Origin of the sequence: Pantoea sp. AS-PWVM4, from assembly GCF_000468095.1 — a bacterium.
Classification (GTDB): domain Bacteria; phylum Pseudomonadota; class Gammaproteobacteria; order Enterobacterales; family Enterobacteriaceae; genus Pantoea; species Pantoea phytobeneficialis.
The window spans coordinates 502,987-521,978 of the sequence record NZ_ASZC01000002.1 but is presented as its reverse complement, the minus strand read 5'-3'; the positions used below and the strand labels follow the sequence as shown (position 1 = coordinate 521,978).

Here is an 18,992-nt window from a genome sequence, read left to right as displayed (position 1 = left end):
CGCCGATCGCCACAGGGTTTTCCGGATCGTTGTCGTTGGTCATCACGATATCGGTCAGCGTACCGGTCGGACCTTCGGTATCACCGCCAGACGAACCGCCACCACCAACGTTCATCGGCAAATCTGTCGACGGACTGCTGTTACCTGCGGGATCTTTCTCGGTAACGACCAGGCCGTTGTTGCCATCGCCCAACGGCTGGTCCGGGGTGAGTTCCCAGTCACCATTTTCGTCAACAACAGCAGAACCAATCAGATTACCTTCTTTATCGGTAATGATAATGGTGTTGCCCGGCTCACCGCTTCCGCCAATGGTGGGTGTATTGCCTTCGGTGATGTTTTCACCGTCATTAGGTTTACCATCGATAGTGATATTACCTGGCGCTTCCGGCGGAGTGGTATCGATGTTCAGACCAACATCTTGAGCGTCTCCGCTATTGCCCGCAGCATCCTGCAATTCAGCGGTGATCTGGTGTTGGCCTTCGTCCAACGGTTTCTGCGGGGTAAATGACCAGTTCCCCTCTGCATCAATTTCTGCATAACCCAGCAGCGTACCGCCATCTTTAATGGCTACACGATCGCCTTTTTCAGCCCCATCGACCTTGCCAGTAATCAGCGGCGTAGTGTCGTTGGTGGAACCATTGGTGATGGCTGTTGGGTTAGCCGGATCGTTATCATTAATAAACTGGATATCGCTCAGCGTCCCGGTTGGTGGGATGGTGTCGACGTTGATTGGCAACTCAGAAGAACTGTTGTTACCAGCGGGGTCGGTCACATCGATGGTAAGATCTTGATTACCATCACCAATTGGTTGATTAGGAGTAATTTCCCAGTGGCCGTCTTCATCTGCCACAGCAGAACCGATAACATTTCCTTCGCCATCTGTGATGGTAATATTGCTGCCCGGTTCGGCGTCACCACCAATGGTTGGCGTGTTGTTTCCGGTGATGTTCTCGCTATCTGCGGGTTTACCATCCACGGTGATATTGCCTGGCGCTTCCGGCGCGGTGGTATCAATGATCAAATCAACCTGCTGAGAGTGGCCTGCATTTCCGTCTGCATCCTGCAATTCAGCAGTAATCTGGTGTGAGCCTTCGCCCAAGTCGGTAATCGGGGTAAATGACCAGTCACCGTTTTTATCCACTATCGCATAACCTAAGACCGTATCACCGTCCTTTATCGCGACGCGATCGCCCTCTTTTGCACCCGCAACCTTACCGGTAATTGTTGGTGTGCTGTCGTTGGTCATACCATTCGTGATGACTGTCGGATTATTGGGGTCATTGTCATTAATGAACTGAATGTTGCTCAGCGTACCGGTCGGCCCTGTGGTGCCGCCACCGTTGCCACCATCACCGTTGCCACCATTACCGTTGTTACCGCTATTGCTGTTGCCATCGTCTTTGCCACCGCCGGTAGCGGCGATCACACCACCGGCAATTGCTGCCGCTGCCAGACCCGCTGCCGCTGCCGCCCAGCCAGGAGAAAGGCCAAACAGACCTGCCGCACCTTTGTCGTCATCTTCCTGCTTCTCTTCAGCTGCCTCGGCAGTGACCTCCATTGCTGGAGTTGCTTCCTGCACACTGCTTTCGCCGTCGGTCAATGCAGCAACCATTGAGGTGGCACCGATGGAAGACCAGGTGTAGCGATTACCTTGCTCGTCAATACCGTAGATGTCCGGTGGGGTTTCCTGGGCGTAATAACCTTCAATAATCACCGTGGCGCGTGCGCCATCTGCGGTAAAAATTTCCAGGTTGTCGCCGTGACGAACAAATTTGAGACTTTGAATTGAGGCGATATCTTCGCCTGCCTGAATTTCAATCTGACCTTGTGGTGGAGACTGAATTGTTAATTGGGTTAAGGGTTCAACCTTAATAACAACGTTATTTTCCTTAATAACGCCGTTCGCTGCTTTGTTCAGCGTTCCGCCTGTTGACGTTGAGGATGTCATAGTCATTTCCTGGTGTCTTAATTCAATAATTCAATTCATCGCGTGGTGTCACACGTTGAGAAGAAACTCTTTCCATGCATTACCCCCTCCTGGAAGTAAGCACAGCAAATAATAAAGGCGCGTTTATCACAAAGGTATATTTATAAGCAGCTTTATATCTGAAATTATTGTGAGTAAAGTATTTTATCAAAGGTAAATATTTGCACCAAAAACAAGAATAACATTATGATATTTATAGTTATTAATAATGACAAAACAACTCTAATCAGATGTCACAAATTAATCACAGGCATCAGATTTCTTACCTAACTATCATGCCGGGTCGTTCTTAAAGGACGATGCGACTGATATGGCCTTTGTAAAAAAAGAAAATTAATATTGAATTATAACAATAAAAAATTAAGAGAATTCTTATTCCGCAAAAGAGAATTCGCGTAATAGGAATAATATATTAGTGATAGGGTTTTTATATTCGCGCCTGACACCAGACCGATTAATACCCCTGACATGCTGACTAATAAAACCAGGAAATGAATTATTACTATCCAGGATTGGAACTTACCCATTATGAAAGAAAATCTAAGTCCCCCTCCGGCTGAAAAGACGGAGATTGATACTTTACTTCATGCCGTCACATGGCTGGTGAAACACCACGGGAAATCCGCCAGTGAAGACGTGCTCTATGCTGGGCTGCCGCGCGGCGAACGACTCACACCCGATATTGCTGTGCGCATGCTGGAGCAGGCCGGAATTCAGGCCGGTTGGGTTGAGCGCGATATTCTGATGCTATCAGAATCGCTCTACCCACTGATTATCACCAACAAACGCGGTGAATATTGCATCCTCCAGGAAAAGCAGGACAAACAGTATACGCTGCTGTCGCCCGCTGACGGCCAGATACGCCATCTTTCTGCGGAGACGATGGCAGAGGAAGTAGCCGGGTTTGCTTTGCTGTCGAAAGTGAAGATCCAGCCGACTGCACGCGGAGAAAAAGATATCCTGCCGGAGATCGACCAAACTGGTCACTGGCTATTTTCCAATCTATGGCGTTACCGCCAGTATTTCTATAGCGCCGCGCTGGCAGCACTGCTCGCCAACATCCTGACCTTGTCGACCACCTTCTTCACCATGAACGTTTATGACCGCGTTGTGCCAACCGGTGCTTACGCCACCTTATGGTCATTAGCGATTGGCGTGCTGATCGCCATTAGCTTTGAGTTCACCGCGAAGCAAATCCGTTCGTGGTTGGTGGATTCCGCCGGGAAAAAAGCGGATTTGGTGGTGGGTTCACTGCTATTTCGCAAGACACTGGCGATCCGTATGGAGTGCAAACCACGGTCGGCCGGTTCTTTTGCTAACCAACTGCGTGAATTTGAGTCAGTGAGGGATTTTCTCTCCTCTGCAACCCTGGCGACATTGTCCGATCTTCCCTTCTGTTTACTGTTTATCGCCATTATGTTTGCCATTGGTGGACCACTGGCGTTTATACCGATGATGGCGATCCCGGTCATTATCATCGCTGCCGTGGCGATCCAGTGGCCACTGTCTCGTTATATGAAAGAGAACATCAGTGAAATTTCGCAGAAACAAGGGCTGGTGATCGAAACTATCGTGGGGCTGGAAACCCTCAAAGCGGCCAAAGGTGAAGGCGTGATGCAAAAACGCTGGAACGACTTCAGCGCGCTGGCTGCCGCCTCTTCAATGAAAACCCGTTACCTCTCAACCCTGACCAGTAACTTTGTCAGTTACGTGCAACAGATTTGTACCGTGTTGATCGTTCTGTGGGGTGTGTATCTGATTCATGCCGGTGACCTGACTATGGGTTCATTGGTGGGGATGGTGATTCTTTCCGGACGTTCTTTATCGCCGCTGGCGGCTGTGGTCGGGTTAGCCATTCGCTATCAGCAGGCAAAAACCGCCCTGATTTCCCTGAACCAGTTAATGGCGATGCCGACAGAGCGTGACCAGCAGGCGCATTTCTTACCCTCACCACCGCTCAAAGGCGAGATCGCATTGCGTCAGGTGGGCTTCCATTACCCGAAAACCGGGATCCAGGAGCCAGAGAAAATTCTGCACCCGTTGAATCTCAATATCCGCCCCGGCGAACGAGTAGCCATTTTAGGCACCATTGGTAGTGGAAAATCGACGCTGTTAAAACTCCTCGCCCGTCTCTACCTCCCCACCGCAGGAAAGATGACGATGGATGGTCTTGACGTGAACCAGATTGATCCCGCCGACTGGCGTTCCGCCTGTGGCTATGTTTGTCAGGACAATCGCCTGTTCCAGGGAACGCTGCGGGAAAACATCATCATGGGTAATCCCGCCGTGAGCACGGAACGCTTTTTACAAGTCGCAGCACTAGCCGGCATCGACGCTATCGCCCGCCGCCATCCCGCAGGATATGACATGCCGATCGGCGAAATGGGACAAGGACTTTCCGGTGGGCAAAAACAACAAGTTTCGCTTGCCCGATGCTTACTGCTCGATCCGGCCATCATGTTAATGGACGAACCCACCAGCTCCATGGATAGCAACTCAGAAGCGCAGTTTATTGCACGTCTGAGGGAGGTTATTCAACAGAAAACATTGGTCGTTGTGACCCATCGAATCCCGGTGTTGAGCCTGGTCGATCGCATTATCGTGTTGGAAGACGGGAGAATTCTGGCCGACGGACCTAAGGCGCAAATTATGGCCAAACTCTCGCAGGCTTCAGTAGCTAAAAATTCATCACGCACCGCACCGCCACGTAAGGAGACGACGAATGCGTAACACTAAAGAGTCGAAAACGCGTCTTCAGGCGGAAGATATGTCCTTCCTGGACGATTTGCAAAACGCCATCATTATGCAGAAGACGCCAAAAAGTATGCTGGTGCTCTGGCTGCTGGTGATTGTGGTCGTAACATCACTGGTGTGGGCGCATTTTGCTGTGGTTGAAGAGGTTACCAAAGGCGAAGCTAAGGTGATCCCTGCCAGCCATGAGCAAACCATTGAGAGTTTTGAGGATGGCACACTACAGGAGCTGTACGTAAAAGAAGGCCAACTGGTCGAAAAAGGACAGCCGCTGCTGAGACTCGACTCAACGCGCTCAGAAGCCAACTATCAGGAGGAGTTGTCCAAGTCCTACGGTCTTCAGGGTTCCATCGCCCGTGCCCGTGCTGAAGCCTATGACTTGCCACTGGATTTCCCGGACGAGATCAAAGATTTCCATACTATTGTTCAGGACGAAACCAAAGCGTATCAAACCCGACGCAAGCTGCTGGACGATAGCATCAGCTCCCTCTCACATAACCTCGAGCTGGCGGAAAAAGAGGTGAGCCTGTCCGAACCGCTGGCGAAGCGTGGACTGATCTCTGACATGGAAATCCTGCGTTTGCGTCGTCAGGCGAATGATCTCCGGGTGCAAATCGCCGACCGTACCAACAAATATCGTTCTGATGCCAACAGCGAGTTAACGCGACTGGAGTCCGAGTTTGCGCAGGTCGAAGCCCGTCTGGTAGGACGTAAGGACGTCATTAACCATGCGCTGATTACGGCACCGGTTAAAGGGACCATTAACAGTATCAAAACCACGACCATCGACAGCGTTATTTCTCGTGGGGAGCAGATCATGTCGCTGATCCCTTCTGAGGATAATCTGCTGCTGGAAACGCGTATCAAACCCGCTGAAGTGGCATTTCTACGTCCGGGTCTACCGGCCACGGTAAAAATCTCGGCGTATGACTTCGCCATTTATGGTGGGCTCGACGGTGTTATCGAGAGTATCAGCCCCGACACCATTATTGATGAAACCAAAATGCGCTCTGGCCGCGAAGATGCGACTTACTATCGTGTTTACGTCCGCACGTACGGTACGGATTTACAGGTTAAAGAGAAAAATTTTCCCATTATTCCGGGAATGACGGCCAGTGTAGAGATTAAAACGGGTGAAAAAACCATCCTGTCTTACCTGCTCAAGCCGGTTTTAAAAGCGCGCGAAGCATTCAGGGAGAGATAATAATATGCGCAAGACATTCATTACGCTGGCACTACTTGCCAGCAGCACCGGGGTGATTGCCTCACCGGATGCCATCCAGTCCGGCACCTTCGATACCGTGATGAACAAAGACACGCGTACTTTGTTGGCGAAGATGGTTAATCAGGCATTGAGTTACAGCCCGGAAATTCAGGTTGCCGGAGCGGATAAAACGGCGGCCAATTACGACATCGATCAGGTAAAAGGTGCGCGCTGGCCGCAGATTCAGCTGGGCAGCACGGCACCGATGGCCTCTTTTGGCGGTGGCAGTGAAACGACCAATAATCGGCTGAAAGACAGTAGCTTTTCAGTCAATGTCACCACCACAATTTTTGACTGGGGGAAAAATCGCGAAAATATTGGCAGCGCGACGCAGCAATCCCATGCCGCAGCACACCAATATGAATTTGAGAAACAACAGATTGCCTTCAACACCTTGAGCCAGTTGATTGAGTTGAGCCGTTATCAGCAAAATCAAAAAATTACGCAGGGTTACGTCAAGCGTATGCGTGAGCTGGTTAATATGCTGGGTGAAATTACCCAGACGGATGCAGGCCGCTACAGTGAGCTGGTGCAGGCCAGAGCCAAACTGCTCTCCGCTGAAACGTCCCTGGAGCGAATTAACGATCAGCGTCGGCAATCAGAGATCATGTTGCAACGCCTGACTGGCGATGCTGTCACGTTACCTGAAAAACTCGACTGGACAATGCAGCCCATTTCGACCGCCCTGGTAATGAGCAGGGTGAGTAAGCATCCCTCCCTGTTAAAAGCCGAGGCCGAAGCGCAATCTGCTCAGCACTTGACTGCCGCAACCAAAGCGAGCAGCCTGCCGCAGCTCAACTGGGTGGTGTCAAAAAGCACGGCAAAAGATGGCAATGGCAAAGCCGGACAGTGGTACACCGGCCTGAATGTTCAGTGGAATGCCTTTACCGGCGGTTCAGAAAAAGCGGCTGCTCAGGCGTCTGCCGCCCGTGCTTCAGCCAAAAAATCGCAGTATGCCCAGACCAAAATGGATATGGAGTATCAGGTGCATAACCTGACCCAAAGCCGCGATGCCGCCGAAGCACAAAGCCGGGAATATCAGAAGCTGAGTAAAGAAACCGATCAGGTGAGCAAAATTTACTATGAGCAATGGTTACGCCTGGGTAAAAGAACCCTGCTGGATGTGCTGACGGCAGAAAACGATCGCTATAACAACCAGGTTGCAACGGTCAATGCCCAACATGACATATACAGCAATAACGTTAAGTTGGTGGCAACTGCCAGTATGATCTTTGACTGGTTTGATCTTCGCCCTGAAACATAACAAGAGAGAAACATTCGCATCTTGAGGGGGGACTGACTTCGCTCCCCCTCTTCCTCCGGGGTACACGATTTCGGAGTTTTTAAGTCGTGCACATAATTGAAAAAAACTTTTCTAAACAAAGAGTAAAACACGAAATCAGCTACAATTAACTCGATGTTCCAGACGCTTTACGGGATCACGCAAGTGCTCAGGATGAGAAGGGAACTTTTAGCCGTTCATGTCCCTGATACCAAGGGGTTAATCATGATTCAATCAGCCAGTGATATTCAGAAACGTAGCGATGAAAAGCGCGGCATCAAACCCAAAACCTATAAGCTTCCTTTGGACACAATTGCGCGGATTGAGTTACTCGCCAGCCAGGGTGGTATGTCCCAGGGAGCGATTATAACGGCAGCCATCGATATCTATGAGCGGTCGCTTAATCCATAACAACAAGCCAGGTATATTGTCGCGGCGAGCGTAATTACGCCGCGACGATTCAGTGCAAACAAACGTTTGCACAGGTTGCGTCCATTAAGTCAGTTCTCTTACCAATCTCACACCCGCCTCTGTCAGCCTGACTTCATAGTACCGTGTGATATCAGTTGGCAAATAGGCAAACTCAACCAGACCATCGCGCAGCAGTGGTGCCAGACTGCGGCAATTAACTTCCTTTAGCTTGCGAGTTTTGTCATCACGTCTGACTTCCAGCCCTATTGCTTTGTCACCGCGGAGTAAATATTTCGCTCCTTTCAGCATGCGTTGTAGGGCGTTACTTTTCTCCAGTGAAATAATCATTAAGTTCTCCCGGCAAAAGTTGCTAACGGTAGTCACTCATATTTCCCCAACGTTTCCCGCATCTGTGACAGGTGACTAACTCCCCGACACGCCGCGGATCATGACCCGGTTGTGATTTGTGAAGATACTGTTGCGATAGTTTTAACAATATAACCGGTATATATCCGACTAATAAGCCGAAAAATCATTAGGCATTCTCCTGGATCTCCAGGATATCTGTACGTGGGAAGCGATGAAATATTAGCCTGACAGATATTACATGAGGGATTGGCTTGCGTGGTATTCAGACCGCACAGTCACGCCAGAACAAAAACAAAAAAACCGCCCTTGGGCGGTCACGACATCACTGCTTATTGCTTTGATTTTATTCGGTTTGAATCGGTATTCAATATGGTGCCCGGGGCGGGACTTGAACCCGCACGACCTTACGATCGAGGGATTTTAAATCAGGCGCTTTATGTATGATTTACAATGCTTTGGTTGACATTTTCATAAAAAAAGCTCAAAAATCACACTCAACATATCAGATGCTTACGGTTCATGTAAGCGGCATATTATGAAGGTTTTTCCTTAAACGTGAGGGACTTATGGCTGATATCGTAACTGGATTGGCTGCACTCAAAACGGCTTTTGATCTCGCTAAAGAAATAAAAAATGCTACCAGCGCATATACTGATGCCGAGATGCGCCTTAAATTTAGCGAATTATATTCCGTACTCTCAGAAGCAAAAATTGAGCTTGCCGATGCTCAACTTGAAATGCACGAACTAAAGAGGCAGATAACGGAATTGCAGGGCAAAATAAACGCCTCTGACGACCTGGATTTTAGAGATTCAGTATATTGGCGGACTACTCCGATAGATGGTAAACCAAATGGCCCTTTTTGCCCAAAATGCTATGAAGGTCCCCTTAAAAAATTATCATCAATGAGTCCTGTTGATGGCCACTTTAAATTTGCTGGTCGATATAAATGCAACACTTGCGCCACTTATGTGAAGTAAGTTAACACTGTCATGGGGTGTCAGGGGTCGGAGGTTCAAATCCTCTCGTGCCGACCAAAATTCCCTGAGAAAGCAGCCATTTACGGCTGCTTTTTTATTGCCTGAATTTCGCAATGGTAAAACGATGGCAAAATGGTGGTAAAACTCACCTACTCGCATGAGGCAAATCCAGGCTGCGACCAAAGGCCCCGAGGATGCACTATGCTTAAGTGGCAACATTAAGTTGTATGAAAAGGGATGCCACGTATGAGACATTCGTTAGGTTGGATGATGATTATCTTTGTGAGTCTGCTTGCTTTGGCGGGATGTTATCACCCTGACAGGCCAATCGGCCCTGATGGTCGACCTAATGTACCAGCTGAGCAATCAATCCCAGGTGGACCGATGAGCAAAGGGCCAGTGGGACAACCTGAAGCATAGGACGCTCAACCATGCCCAGGATGATTCTAATTACACCCTCTTCTGAGAAGGTTTGCAGCATCCTTTGCTATGGCCTTTACGGGCAATTCTTTCGATGCAGCAGCGATACGCTCAAGTTCATACAAAAGGTTATCGCGATTGAGCGGTATACCCTTTGCGCTTAACTCGATTACTGCTGTACCTATTGCACATCCAATCATACCTGCTCTATGCGAAATCAGTTCTTTCATTTTTCACTACAGTCTCATCATCTGCTTCAGTAATAAGCATAGTGGGGAACAGTGAGCTTTCCATCGCTGCGATCTGTGACATAGAACACATTAACGATTATAACAATTCATCTTTCTCATAACGAATTTTTTTTGCATAAAATGCTATGAGAAAAATCCTGATTGCCAGCGTGAAGTTTGACATGTACTCTTTCTCATCAAGCACTTACCCTGGTGCATAACTACAATAGCCATCCTTTCTTACCCGCTTAGGCGGGTTTTTTTGTGCGATAGCAATCTGGTATGATCAGTTACTAAATATTTATGTATAATCATCTCTCATACTTTGTATGAACTGGCTACACACAGCATGCGTAGCGTACATGAGAGATTTTGCATTTGAATGAGTTATACCTGCCATGTGCAGGTATTTTTTTGCACTACAGTCAGATACTGCTAAGCTCAAAAAATGGTATGCCACACCGACATGCCATGAGCTGATTATCCAAGACATAATTTGCCCGCGCCCACCCGTCCCGGAACGCGGGCTTTTTTAAGAACCAGCACCTTCCAGCGCAGCGATGCGGTCCTCCAAGGCCGTGATGGCCTTGTTCTGGGCGCTTATCAATTTCTGCTGCGCCTGGACAGCCATCGTGAGTTTTGCTATCAAAGCTACTTGGTCCAAGGTGTAAGCGTTCGGGTTGTTTGGATCGGCAACAATGTCATAGTCTTCCGGCAACCCATCACCTTCCACACATTCCGGGCTGACAATTTTCAGGTCATTAGCGATAAACCCAAATTTTTCGCTGGATTCGGGAATGTATTCTCCTCTGGCCTTATATTTAAAAGTGGCTATCTTCCATTGGGCCACTTCATCCAGCGCTGCCTCTGGATTTGCCTGATATTCAATATCTTTCTTCAATCCCTTATCAGAAGAGGATTGTGTGGTGACGTATCCGATAAAGGATGTGCCAATAAACATGCCGAGAGCAACGTTGCTATTGTAGTTCCAATAAAAGTTCCATGACACAGACTCATCTATCGCTCCTGTAGAGCCTGCTTTCGAGGCATACCCTGCCTGCGCAACGAAGCGAGACGATAAATTCAACAAGGTGTTTGAGCTTGCTATTATCCGGTGGGTGTAGTCAGCAGAACTGGTTCCGTAGTGGAAGTCTATAAAAGGAGTTGCGGCATACAACTCCAGACTACTCAGGTTAACAGTATTGGTAATTCCCAAACCAAGATCATCTCTGGCCGTTGAAGCTGTCCTGCCGTCTAAAAGCGCCTTCCAGGCGGTAGAAGCTGTTTTAGCTCCGGTTCCTCCCTGTGCAATTGATAATGCAGTCGTTAATCCTGTAAGCGAAGTAATATCACTATTCGCTCCATTCCCTGCTTTACCAGCGAGCGTGGTTGCAATGCCGTTCCACGCAGGGCCAGTAAAACTGGTGCCATCTGGAAGATTAACCGTAATATTACCTGTGCCGGTATAAATCTGCTGCCAGTTTGCCTTCTCCTGAATCATCCCTCGCGCAACCATTGCGAAGTCATTCAGGATTTTTTGAGTGATGGCGACCCGGATTGATGCAGGTACGGCGTTCCATGACAGACCGCTGGTCGTTGGTCCATCAAATGCTACAGACAAAGTCAGGCTGACATCTGAAGCTATTGACGCAACCACCAGCGTGTAGGGTGCGCCTCCTACAGTGACGTATACGAAATCACCAGGAGATAGCTCTGTGGTGAATGTGGTTCCCGTACCGTTAACAGCTGTAGAGCCATTGGTTAACGCAATAGTACCTGCCGACATGATTTTCTCCGGGCAATAAAAAACCCGGCGCAGTGGCCGAGTTCATCTTTAAACTTTACAGGCAGCGCTTTATCGCTGCTGTTCTCTTTTTTATTCCTCGCCAGGGGTCCAGTGCACCCCTTAGCGAATAGTAATTAACTACGGTTTTGCCATTTTCCTCGAAAGAATCAGCATTATCACTAACACCCAGCACACTGAAATACTTACCTGTTTTCTGCTGTGTCACAGGATAACCAAGCGGGTGTTGTTGCCACTCTGACAAAATGCACTCCTGAACATTCTGTGCTGGTTTTGAACTGTAAAAGGTTTCCAGAGGCTTGTAGTCTTCCCTGTATGTGTAGGTGTTAACACAACCGGCAAGAGCACTGATGGTAATTAATAAAAAAAATTTCTTATGCACAATTCCCTCGCAAAAAATAGTGGTGAAATTTTGCAAGGCAGATTACCACAAGTTCTGGTGGTTAGTTTGCTTTGAATACTATGTGCAAATTAATATCTTTTTGTGGCTTCTCGGGTGGAAATTCCCAGTGCCCAATGTCTTTTCTTACGCTCCCTTCAAACACGTACTTTGGTTCTGCATTCAGCACCCTGATGTTTTCAGCTCGCCCCTCTTTGTTGATGTCATATAGCACATCGACAATGCCATTAATCCGTAGCCTCTCTGCGCGTTCAGGGTACTTAATGCTGTTAGCAGATGCTGCGTTGCTCAAGATAAGGATGGCTACAACTGCACATAATTTATTCATTCACACCTCCATCTAAAGGTATGAAAGCCCCTGCAAGGAATTACGACAAATCATTAAATCGATCTTAAAGATCGATTTTGCTTAAGATAGATTGGAAAGTATTCCGTAGGGAATGCGCAACCCATAAGGCTTAAGTGAATTAGCCCATGTTAACTGATTCTGATTTACCCACTGACACTGTAACGTTCCATTCGAAAATTTAAAAAACGGGCCGGAGAATCCAGTTACGGAACCATCATCTGATATATTTCCACCAGGAACCGAACTCACAAGAATCCAGACATTAGTTCCAATGCTTTGCGAATACACCGTATTATCAAGGTCAAAATTTGCCGGTATATCAAAAAAACCAAGAATTCTCGGTATTTTTGCAGCCATGACGGCAGACCAGATTAATTCACCAGAAGAGTTAAAGACATCCCTGTAACCACTTTCGACTGGCATATCACTCCTGGTTCTTGCCATGCTGCCCGCATTAGCCGTCATCCAGTCGGGGCCAGTAAAGAACATCTTGGCGTTATTATTTGGCTTAAACCATCGCAGATGGTCATCAAGAGCCACACTATTGATGACATGCCCCATATCAGTTGAATTACCTAACTGGCATGAAATATTGTAATAACCAATATCGGTTAATCCAGTATAAGTCACCGTATCTTTATAATAGGTACCTTTGTAATCAGAATCGACAACAAGAGCACCAGCAGAATTAAATACCTGATATCCACTCATAAGAACGCATACATATCCAGTGTGAGTGTAACGGCGGCTGTGTAAGAGGAAAGTTTAAAAACAAGAAAACCACCATTGTAGGCCCGCGCAGCGAAATTAGCAGGGGTAAAATAAGATGTGCTTGATGCAGAGACTACTACGATAAAAGACCCTGTATCCGTCATTCCGTTAAAAGAACCGGTCGCAACATTTGAATTGGCAGGAATAGTAACAGTTGTCCTGCCAAGATAACGCGTGTTGTAATCACCAATATCAACGATCAGTTTACCAGTAGCATCCCAGCACTGAAGTCCACCGGGCATATTTCCCCCTTACCAGAGTCCGTCCCTGATGCGTAAAGTTCCATTGGCATCATAAACCTGCCTTAATGTGCCTGTATCAACCACCCTGCCAGAACCATTAGCAGCATTTCTTTCAAAGGTTCCAGACTTATCAAGACGCCAGCCGCTTGTGCCAGAAACATAGTCGTTCGACTGGATATAACTACCAATCATAGCGTTGTTGATCCATCCATCACCGATAAACGCCTGGCTGATTAATACCTGTCCGTTACTCACCACAAACGGCGAATACACGTTATCGCCGCTACCGCTCATAATGACGAATTGATTCGCGTTAATCGCGACTCGGGTCGTCACTGCTGTGCCATTAATGGTTACGGCAATTGATAACCCAGCATCATAATTAACCCCGCCATATTTGACGCCAGCTTTCATGGTGTAGATAGCTGAACCACCAGAGGCATCAGCATAGGCGGTCATTTTCTCCTGGATAGCCGCCTGCTGATCAGCGAACTGAGCAACAACATCCGTTTCCAGTTGAGCGACGGAACTTTGTGCATCTGTCGCAACTTTCTGAGCCTGAATAATTCCGGCGCGATTCTCACCGAACTGTGACCATTGCTGATTCACAGTATCGTAATTTGCCAGGATGTTTTCGGCCAGGGCCTGCGGGTCAGTGATCAAAGGATCAAGTAATGCTTCCCCGTCTTCCGATTGCAGGAAATCTTCAACAGCACTTCCAATCAGATCATTGGCGTCGGTATTGCTCGCACCGGCAACAAAATCAGTCCAGTCGCCCACGTTCCCGATTTTGTCCACCAGCCTTGCCCGATACCAGCGGCGAACACCAGCAGGCATCGGGCCATGCTGATAGCTGACGCCGGGATAAGGTACATAGGCCAGGAACAGCGGGTTTAGTCCGTCTGCCGTTGTGGCAACTTCCAGCTCGGTGTAAGCCGTGTCGCCGGAACCGGCAGGAAAGCCCCACTGAATATCGATAGCCCACACAACATCGGTGGAGGCCAGAAGGCTGACCGGCGTTCCGGGCTTGCCCACTTTCCCGGTGAGCGTGGTTGACTGCGCATAGCCCCAAGGTGACGACACATCGACCGCATTCACGGCGCGCACGCGAACGTCATACACTCCCGCATAAATCCCGGAAATGGTGAAGCCCTTCGCGCTCTGCTGCCCCACATTCACCCAGTCGCCGTTATCCTTGCGCCACTGTGCGGTGTAGCTGATGGCGTTCGCCACTGCATCCCATGTGACCTGCATGCAGGCAACGTTAAGCCCCTGCTCTACGTAATCAACCTGAGTGATGGTCACGTTTTTCGGTGCATCCATAACACTCGGTGGCGTCACGGTAATGGGTGCTGGGTCGATCTTCACACCGTCATCGATATAACGGTATTTGTTCGGGTCGTGCTGCACCCCGGCAATGGTAAACGTCCCATCATCGTTGGAGGCAATCGACGTTACGCGGAAATACTGAATCGCGAGGTTATCGCTGTCGATGGCCCATACCGCGCCTGCCGCTGGCGTCTGACTGAATGCCGTGTTTACCGTCACCGTCCGTTTATCCGTGCTGACTGACGCAATGTTCCGCGTCTGCGCGGTTCCGTCCGGCAGGTTAACCACCAGCCGATCGCCTGCTGCGTAATCCGCCTCACGGTCCAGACCGATATTCAGGCCATTAACGGAGCTGATGCGCCCGCCGTTCTGTTTACCTGCCCGGAACGGATCAGCAACGCCAATAATTTCAGCCGGCAGCGGGATATAACCGTCCAGGCCGACACCAAACGAAATGGTCCCATCTTTCGCATTTGACAGAATGGCCCAGCGGCCACGGCGATGCGCTTCGCTCTGTGACGTGCAGCCGATGGCGGTGATCTGCGTTTCATTGACGCCGTAGCGCTGAACGAGATCGGCCTCATACACACCTTCAACCGTGTCCGCGTAGTGGTTCTGCGGGTCTGACCATGACACCTGACAGGAGGTATAGCGGTTTTTATAAGAGCCACCAGCATACGTAAAAAGTCCGTCAATGACGTTTGATGAGTGATAGACGAAATCCACGTCATCTTGCGGCACGTCAGCTTTTACATAAATCTGGTCGTTACCCCAGAATGTAATACCGCGATATATAGCCGCAATATCTTTCAGAACGGTGTAAGCATCCTGCTGACTCTGGATGTAAACGTTACAGGTAAAGCGCGGCTCTGTGCCGCCTGCGCCGTCTGACACCATCTCATCGCAATACTGCGCAATGGTGTAAAGCTGCCACTTGTCAATCATGGTGGCATCGACACGGTTTCCCATGCCATAAATTTCATCAAGCACCTGGTCGTAAAAAATCCAGGCCGGATTATCCGTCCAGGCCAGTTTAAAATCTCCTGTCCATGTGCCGCTGTAGGTGCGCGTAACCGGGTCGTAAGTCGTCGGAACACGCACCAGCTTCCCATACGGCTTACAGGTGATTTTCGGGGCGCTGCCGTTGAACTGGCTGGAGTCCAACTCGATGTAAAGTAATGCAGTGTTTGGGTAGCGTAATTTGCTGTCGATAACTTCAGCAAAGGAATACACCTTGAAGGCGTTGATCAGTTTGGTGGAGGTTGAATCAGCAGTGATGCGCCGCACGCGTACAGACCAGCCGGTTGTGGCCGCAGGCAGATTAATACGGTGATCGCGCTGATATTCTGATGTGGTTTTACCGTCAAAGCTGCCGCTGACCACGTTCACCCAGGCTGCGCCATCAGTGGACAGGTCGATCGCGTATTGCGTGACGGTCCCGACCATGTCGCCGTTGTCTTTATACAGATACTGCACCGGCAGGCTCAGTTTTACGCGCACAGCATCCAGCGTCAGATCGGTAAACTGCCGGGTCCAGGGTGATGACGTTGTTACTTCAACGCCAACAGAAGACTCATTATCGATCTCCGGCATGCCCTGAATATAGGTCTGGTCCTGCGTTCCGTTGCGGTAATCCCACACAACGCCGGTAAAATTGTATGTCCCGTCTTCGTTCGCCAGTTGGGTATCATTCAGGTAAATCTGCTGCGCAGTCAGCCCACCCTGAATTTCACCTTCTGAAATCGCCAGCAGCATTTTCAGTTTGGCAACCGATAACAGATCATCCGGTTCTTCGACCGGCGTATGTGCGCTACTGCCGCCGCCTTTGTTGCCCTGGATTAACGCACCGTCAAGAAGTCGCATATCGCACCCATAAAAAAAGCCACCCGAAGGTGGCTTGCTGATTTATTCATTTTTTACTGCTGGTCGCTGGAGAAGATACCCGCGCTGATAATGGCACCGCCTATTTCACGCCTGCCATACAGAATCGGGACCGGATAACCCATCGCAACCGTGTTAACCGGGGAGCCAAACGCATAGTTAGGCTGGTTATCGGTACTGGATGCCGATCCGATGTTGTAGCTGGGCTGAGGCGTCAGCATGCTGACCACGCCGCCGAGCATCATGCTGATGCCGATACTGGTTAGCGCAGTCACAGCCAGTCCGGTTGCCGTGGTCGCTCCAAGCATCGCCCCCCACGCCGCCAGGCTCGCGCCAGCAGTAAAAAAGGCGGCCACCAGAGCAACAGCGCCGATCACAATCTGAAGCACACCGGCCTGCTTGCTTCCTTCAATGACCTGAGTCATGCGGTATTCAGTTGCACCCGAAGACATATCGAACTCTTCCAGGCTGATATTTTTACCGGCGCTGTAAAAAGCAAAACGCACCTTCTCAATGTGCGCATTTGAAAGGTATTTCTTGAAACCCGGAACCTGAGAGCACATCGCACGCAGCATTTCATTCAGGTCGGCTACGTGAAACTGATGCACCTTGCCAAACTTTTTTGCCAGGGCACCGGAGAGGATCATTTTCTTAAGCACCGAGTAACTCCTTATGCCTGACGATACGCACAGTGCGGTCACGATAATATTTTCCGTAAGGAACCCGCGCAGAAAGGTTGCCAAAGGCATGATGCAACATGATGTTATTCCCGAGATAAACGGCTGCGTGATTAGTAACAGGAGCCTGAACCCGCATCATGATCACATCACCCGGCTTCATGTCTGTCACATCTACTTCGGTGAAGCCTTCTGCCTGCCAGTTATCGTCATAGCGGTTTTCTTTGCCATCCACCCACCACTCGTAATCGACTGACCAGTTGTTAAGGATTACGCTGCGCTCCTGCCGGAAATAGTCCCGGACCAGCGTCCAGCAGTCGGCGTGCCCCAGCACCCAGCGCCGTCCGGCCAGCTCCCTGTCACCACGCGGGGAGATGGTGCAAAAGTCACCTTCAGGCCAGGACATAATCCCCCACTCAACACCGGAGTGATCGCACTGAATACGGTCAAGCTCGGACGGTATCAGCTGCACAACGTCAGGGTGAGAGTGGATAATCATCAGCACTTCACCCTTATTCTCCGCTTCAGCGAAATCATCCGGCGACAGCGTGAAATGCTCTTTCGGGGTTTCAGAGATGTTCCGACAGGGGATGTATTCCTGCGACTGCCCCGACTGCACAATCACCCCGCATGCCTCATTGGGGTATTCAGCCGCTACGTGTTCACGTATGGCGCTCATGATTTTTTCACGCATGATTATTTGCCCTGGAGATTTGCAGCCGGGAAGCCGCCGAACGGCATCGGGTTTTCAGACCCAAAGCGCAACTGGCAATCACTGAGCCTGCCACCGCATACGTCGAGTGAAGGATCAGCGGTTGGCGTCCCGTCTTTCAGAAAATAGTTTGTGCCGTTGTAATCGCAGCCAGTGCCGGAGCGATACCAGCCACGCATACACCAGGTGCAAACCGGTGTAATTTGCCGGGATGGTAATTGCAGGCTCTGGACATCAAAGGGGGAGCACAGCTCAAAATCTATCTGGGCGCGCGTTTCACTTTTCTTCAAATTGACGTAGAAAACCTGCACCCTTTCATCTGTCGGGCTGGCGTTCGCGTTACCACCAGTCCAGTTTGCCGCGTCCAGATATTTCGCCAGGGTAGTGTGAATCTTCACCTTTGCCCTAACCAGATCATCATACTGAAGGCACAAATCAGTGACATAATTGCCAACATTGCCAACAGACAGGGATGGTGTTGGTTGTGACCCCGTACTGCTCAGCTCTACCCCCGTAAGTTCATAGGGGTGAGGATCGTACTGGTTACCCTGCCAGATGATGGCCGGTAGACCTTTAACAAATGCGTTCCAGTCCGATTCAGCGATATTATGCGCGTGGAATCGCAATATATCGGTCATGCCAAAGCTGGTCCCGTCAATCTCGATCAACTGAACGAGGCTACCCGGCTCAAGCTGCTGTATGTCCTGCGTAAAGCTCATAACTCACCTGATAAACGAATGCACAAAACAACACGGCGTGACATGTCACGATGTGAAGGCTTGCTCAAAGGTAAAAGAGATGTCGGCGATCTGGCCGTTCTGAAAGCTGGGTTTGATAGAGTCATATTTCACCCGATAGAGCTTTGTTTCTCCCCAGGGGTTTTCCCACCAGAAAGAGGTGGTGACGTGTGATTTCAGAAAGGCCCGGACGGCTGCCATATCAGTAACTTTGCCGTTGCACGACAAATCCCATGATTCCATCGCCTGGTTGATGCCAACGCCAGCAATCTGTTTATATCCGTCACCAAACTGAGCCTGTAACGTTGCGGTCGTGACAGTCTCGGTTGCCCCAATCCGCACGCACCAGCCGAAAGTGTCAGTTGCCATTTTGACCCCAAAGAAAAACCCGCCGTA

At 49.6% G+C, this 18,992-nt stretch carries 17 protein-coding genes; 5 read left to right on the top strand and 12 right to left on the bottom strand.

Annotated elements, in window-relative coordinates:
- Positions 1-1,948: Ig-like domain-containing protein (locus L579_RS02670; RefSeq protein ID WP_036624711.1), on the bottom strand; the 1,948-nt coding region annotated here is incomplete at its 3' end.
- Positions 1,949-2,515: 567 nt separating this feature from the next.
- On the opposite strand from L579_RS02670, the gene L579_RS02665 reads away from it, so the two are divergent.
- From L579_RS02665 to L579_RS02650, 4 genes are all read left to right on the top strand, one after another.
- Entirely contained in the window at positions 2,516-4,717 is a 2,202-nt protein-coding gene (locus L579_RS02665; RefSeq protein ID WP_021182725.1) for a type I secretion system permease/ATPase, read from the top strand.
- The gene (locus L579_RS02660) at positions 4,710-5,942 is read left to right on the top strand and encodes an HlyD family efflux transporter periplasmic adaptor subunit (RefSeq protein WP_021182724.1); all 1,233 of its coding nucleotides are present in this window, start codon (positions 4,710-4,712) and stop codon (positions 5,940-5,942) included. The genes L579_RS02665 and L579_RS02660 overlap by 8 nt, the downstream gene beginning before the upstream one ends.
- A gap of 4 nt (positions 5,943-5,946) precedes the next feature.
- Positions 5,947-7,266 (top strand): TolC family protein, encoded by a 1,320-nt coding sequence (locus L579_RS02655; RefSeq protein WP_021182723.1) that lies wholly within the window; start codon positions 5,947-5,949, stop codon positions 7,264-7,266.
- Positions 7,267-7,509: 243 nt separating this feature from the next.
- Positions 7,510-7,695, top strand: coding sequence for a hypothetical protein (locus L579_RS02650; protein ID WP_021182722.1), 186 nt, complete (start codon positions 7,510-7,512; stop codon positions 7,693-7,695).
- A gap of 84 nt (positions 7,696-7,779) precedes the next feature.
- Here L579_RS02650 and L579_RS02645 read toward each other — a convergent pair whose 3' ends face one another.
- On the bottom strand, positions 7,780-8,043 hold the full coding sequence (locus L579_RS02645; protein ID WP_021182721.1) for a hypothetical protein: 264 nt from the start codon (positions 8,041-8,043) through the stop codon (positions 7,780-7,782).
- A 587-nt stretch (positions 8,044-8,630) separates the two neighbouring features.
- On the opposite strand from L579_RS02645, the gene L579_RS23155 reads away from it, so the two are divergent.
- Positions 8,631-9,044, top strand: coding sequence for a hypothetical protein (locus tag L579_RS23155; RefSeq protein ID WP_071783559.1), 414 nt, complete (start codon positions 8,631-8,633; stop codon positions 9,042-9,044).
- A gap of 1,182 nt (positions 9,045-10,226) precedes the next feature.
- On the opposite strand, the gene L579_RS22985 is transcribed toward L579_RS23155, so the two are convergent.
- The 10 genes from L579_RS22985 to L579_RS02595 all read right to left on the bottom strand — a co-directional run bounded on the left by L579_RS22985 (position 10,227) and on the right by L579_RS02595 (position 18,965).
- On the bottom strand, positions 10,227-11,480 hold the full coding sequence (locus L579_RS22985; RefSeq protein WP_021182720.1) for a tail fiber domain-containing protein: 1,254 nt from the start codon (positions 11,478-11,480) through the stop codon (positions 10,227-10,229).
- Positions 11,481-11,535: 55 nt separating this feature from the next.
- The gene (locus tag L579_RS23665; RefSeq protein WP_152521857.1) at positions 11,536-11,916 is read right to left on the bottom strand and encodes a hypothetical protein; all 381 of its coding nucleotides are present in this window, start codon (positions 11,914-11,916) and stop codon (positions 11,536-11,538) included.
- Positions 11,917-11,941: 25 nt separating this feature from the next.
- Positions 11,942-12,226 carry a TonB family protein gene (locus tag L579_RS02630; RefSeq protein WP_051337930.1) on the bottom strand — a complete coding sequence of 95 codons (285 nt, stop codon included), beginning with the start codon at positions 12,224-12,226 and terminating at the stop codon, positions 11,942-11,944.
- Between the two features lie 81 nt (positions 12,227-12,307).
- Entirely contained in the window at positions 12,308-12,958 is a 651-nt protein-coding gene (locus L579_RS02625; protein WP_036624708.1) for a hypothetical protein, read from the bottom strand.
- Positions 12,955-13,260 carry a hypothetical protein gene (locus L579_RS23660; RefSeq protein WP_036624705.1) on the bottom strand — a complete coding sequence of 102 codons (306 nt, stop codon included), beginning with the start codon at positions 13,258-13,260 and terminating at the stop codon, positions 12,955-12,957. The genes L579_RS02625 and L579_RS23660 overlap by 4 nt, the downstream gene beginning before the upstream one ends.
- Before the next feature lie 9 nt (positions 13,261-13,269).
- On the bottom strand, positions 13,270-16,452 hold the full coding sequence (locus L579_RS02615) for a host specificity protein J (RefSeq protein WP_021182719.1): 3,183 nt from the start codon (positions 16,450-16,452) through the stop codon (positions 13,270-13,272).
- Positions 16,453-16,505: 53 nt separating this feature from the next.
- Positions 16,506-17,129 carry a tail assembly protein gene (locus L579_RS02610; protein ID WP_021182718.1) on the bottom strand — a complete coding sequence of 208 codons (624 nt, stop codon included), beginning with the start codon at positions 17,127-17,129 and terminating at the stop codon, positions 16,506-16,508.
- Positions 17,122-17,841: a C40 family peptidase gene (locus L579_RS02605; RefSeq protein WP_021182717.1), complete on the bottom strand. Its 720-nt coding sequence runs from the start codon at positions 17,839-17,841 to the stop codon at positions 17,122-17,124. Before L579_RS02605 ends, L579_RS02610 begins: the two co-directional genes overlap by 8 nt.
- 2 nt (positions 17,842-17,843) lie before the next feature.
- Positions 17,844-18,578 carry a phage minor tail protein L gene (locus tag L579_RS02600; RefSeq protein WP_021182716.1) on the bottom strand — a complete coding sequence of 245 codons (735 nt, stop codon included), beginning with the start codon at positions 18,576-18,578 and terminating at the stop codon, positions 17,844-17,846.
- Positions 18,579-18,623: 45 nt separating this feature from the next.
- Positions 18,624-18,965, bottom strand: a complete 342-nt coding sequence (locus L579_RS02595) for a phage tail protein (protein ID WP_021182715.1) — start codon at positions 18,963-18,965, stop codon at positions 18,624-18,626.
- Between the last annotated feature and the right edge of the window lie 27 nt (positions 18,966-18,992).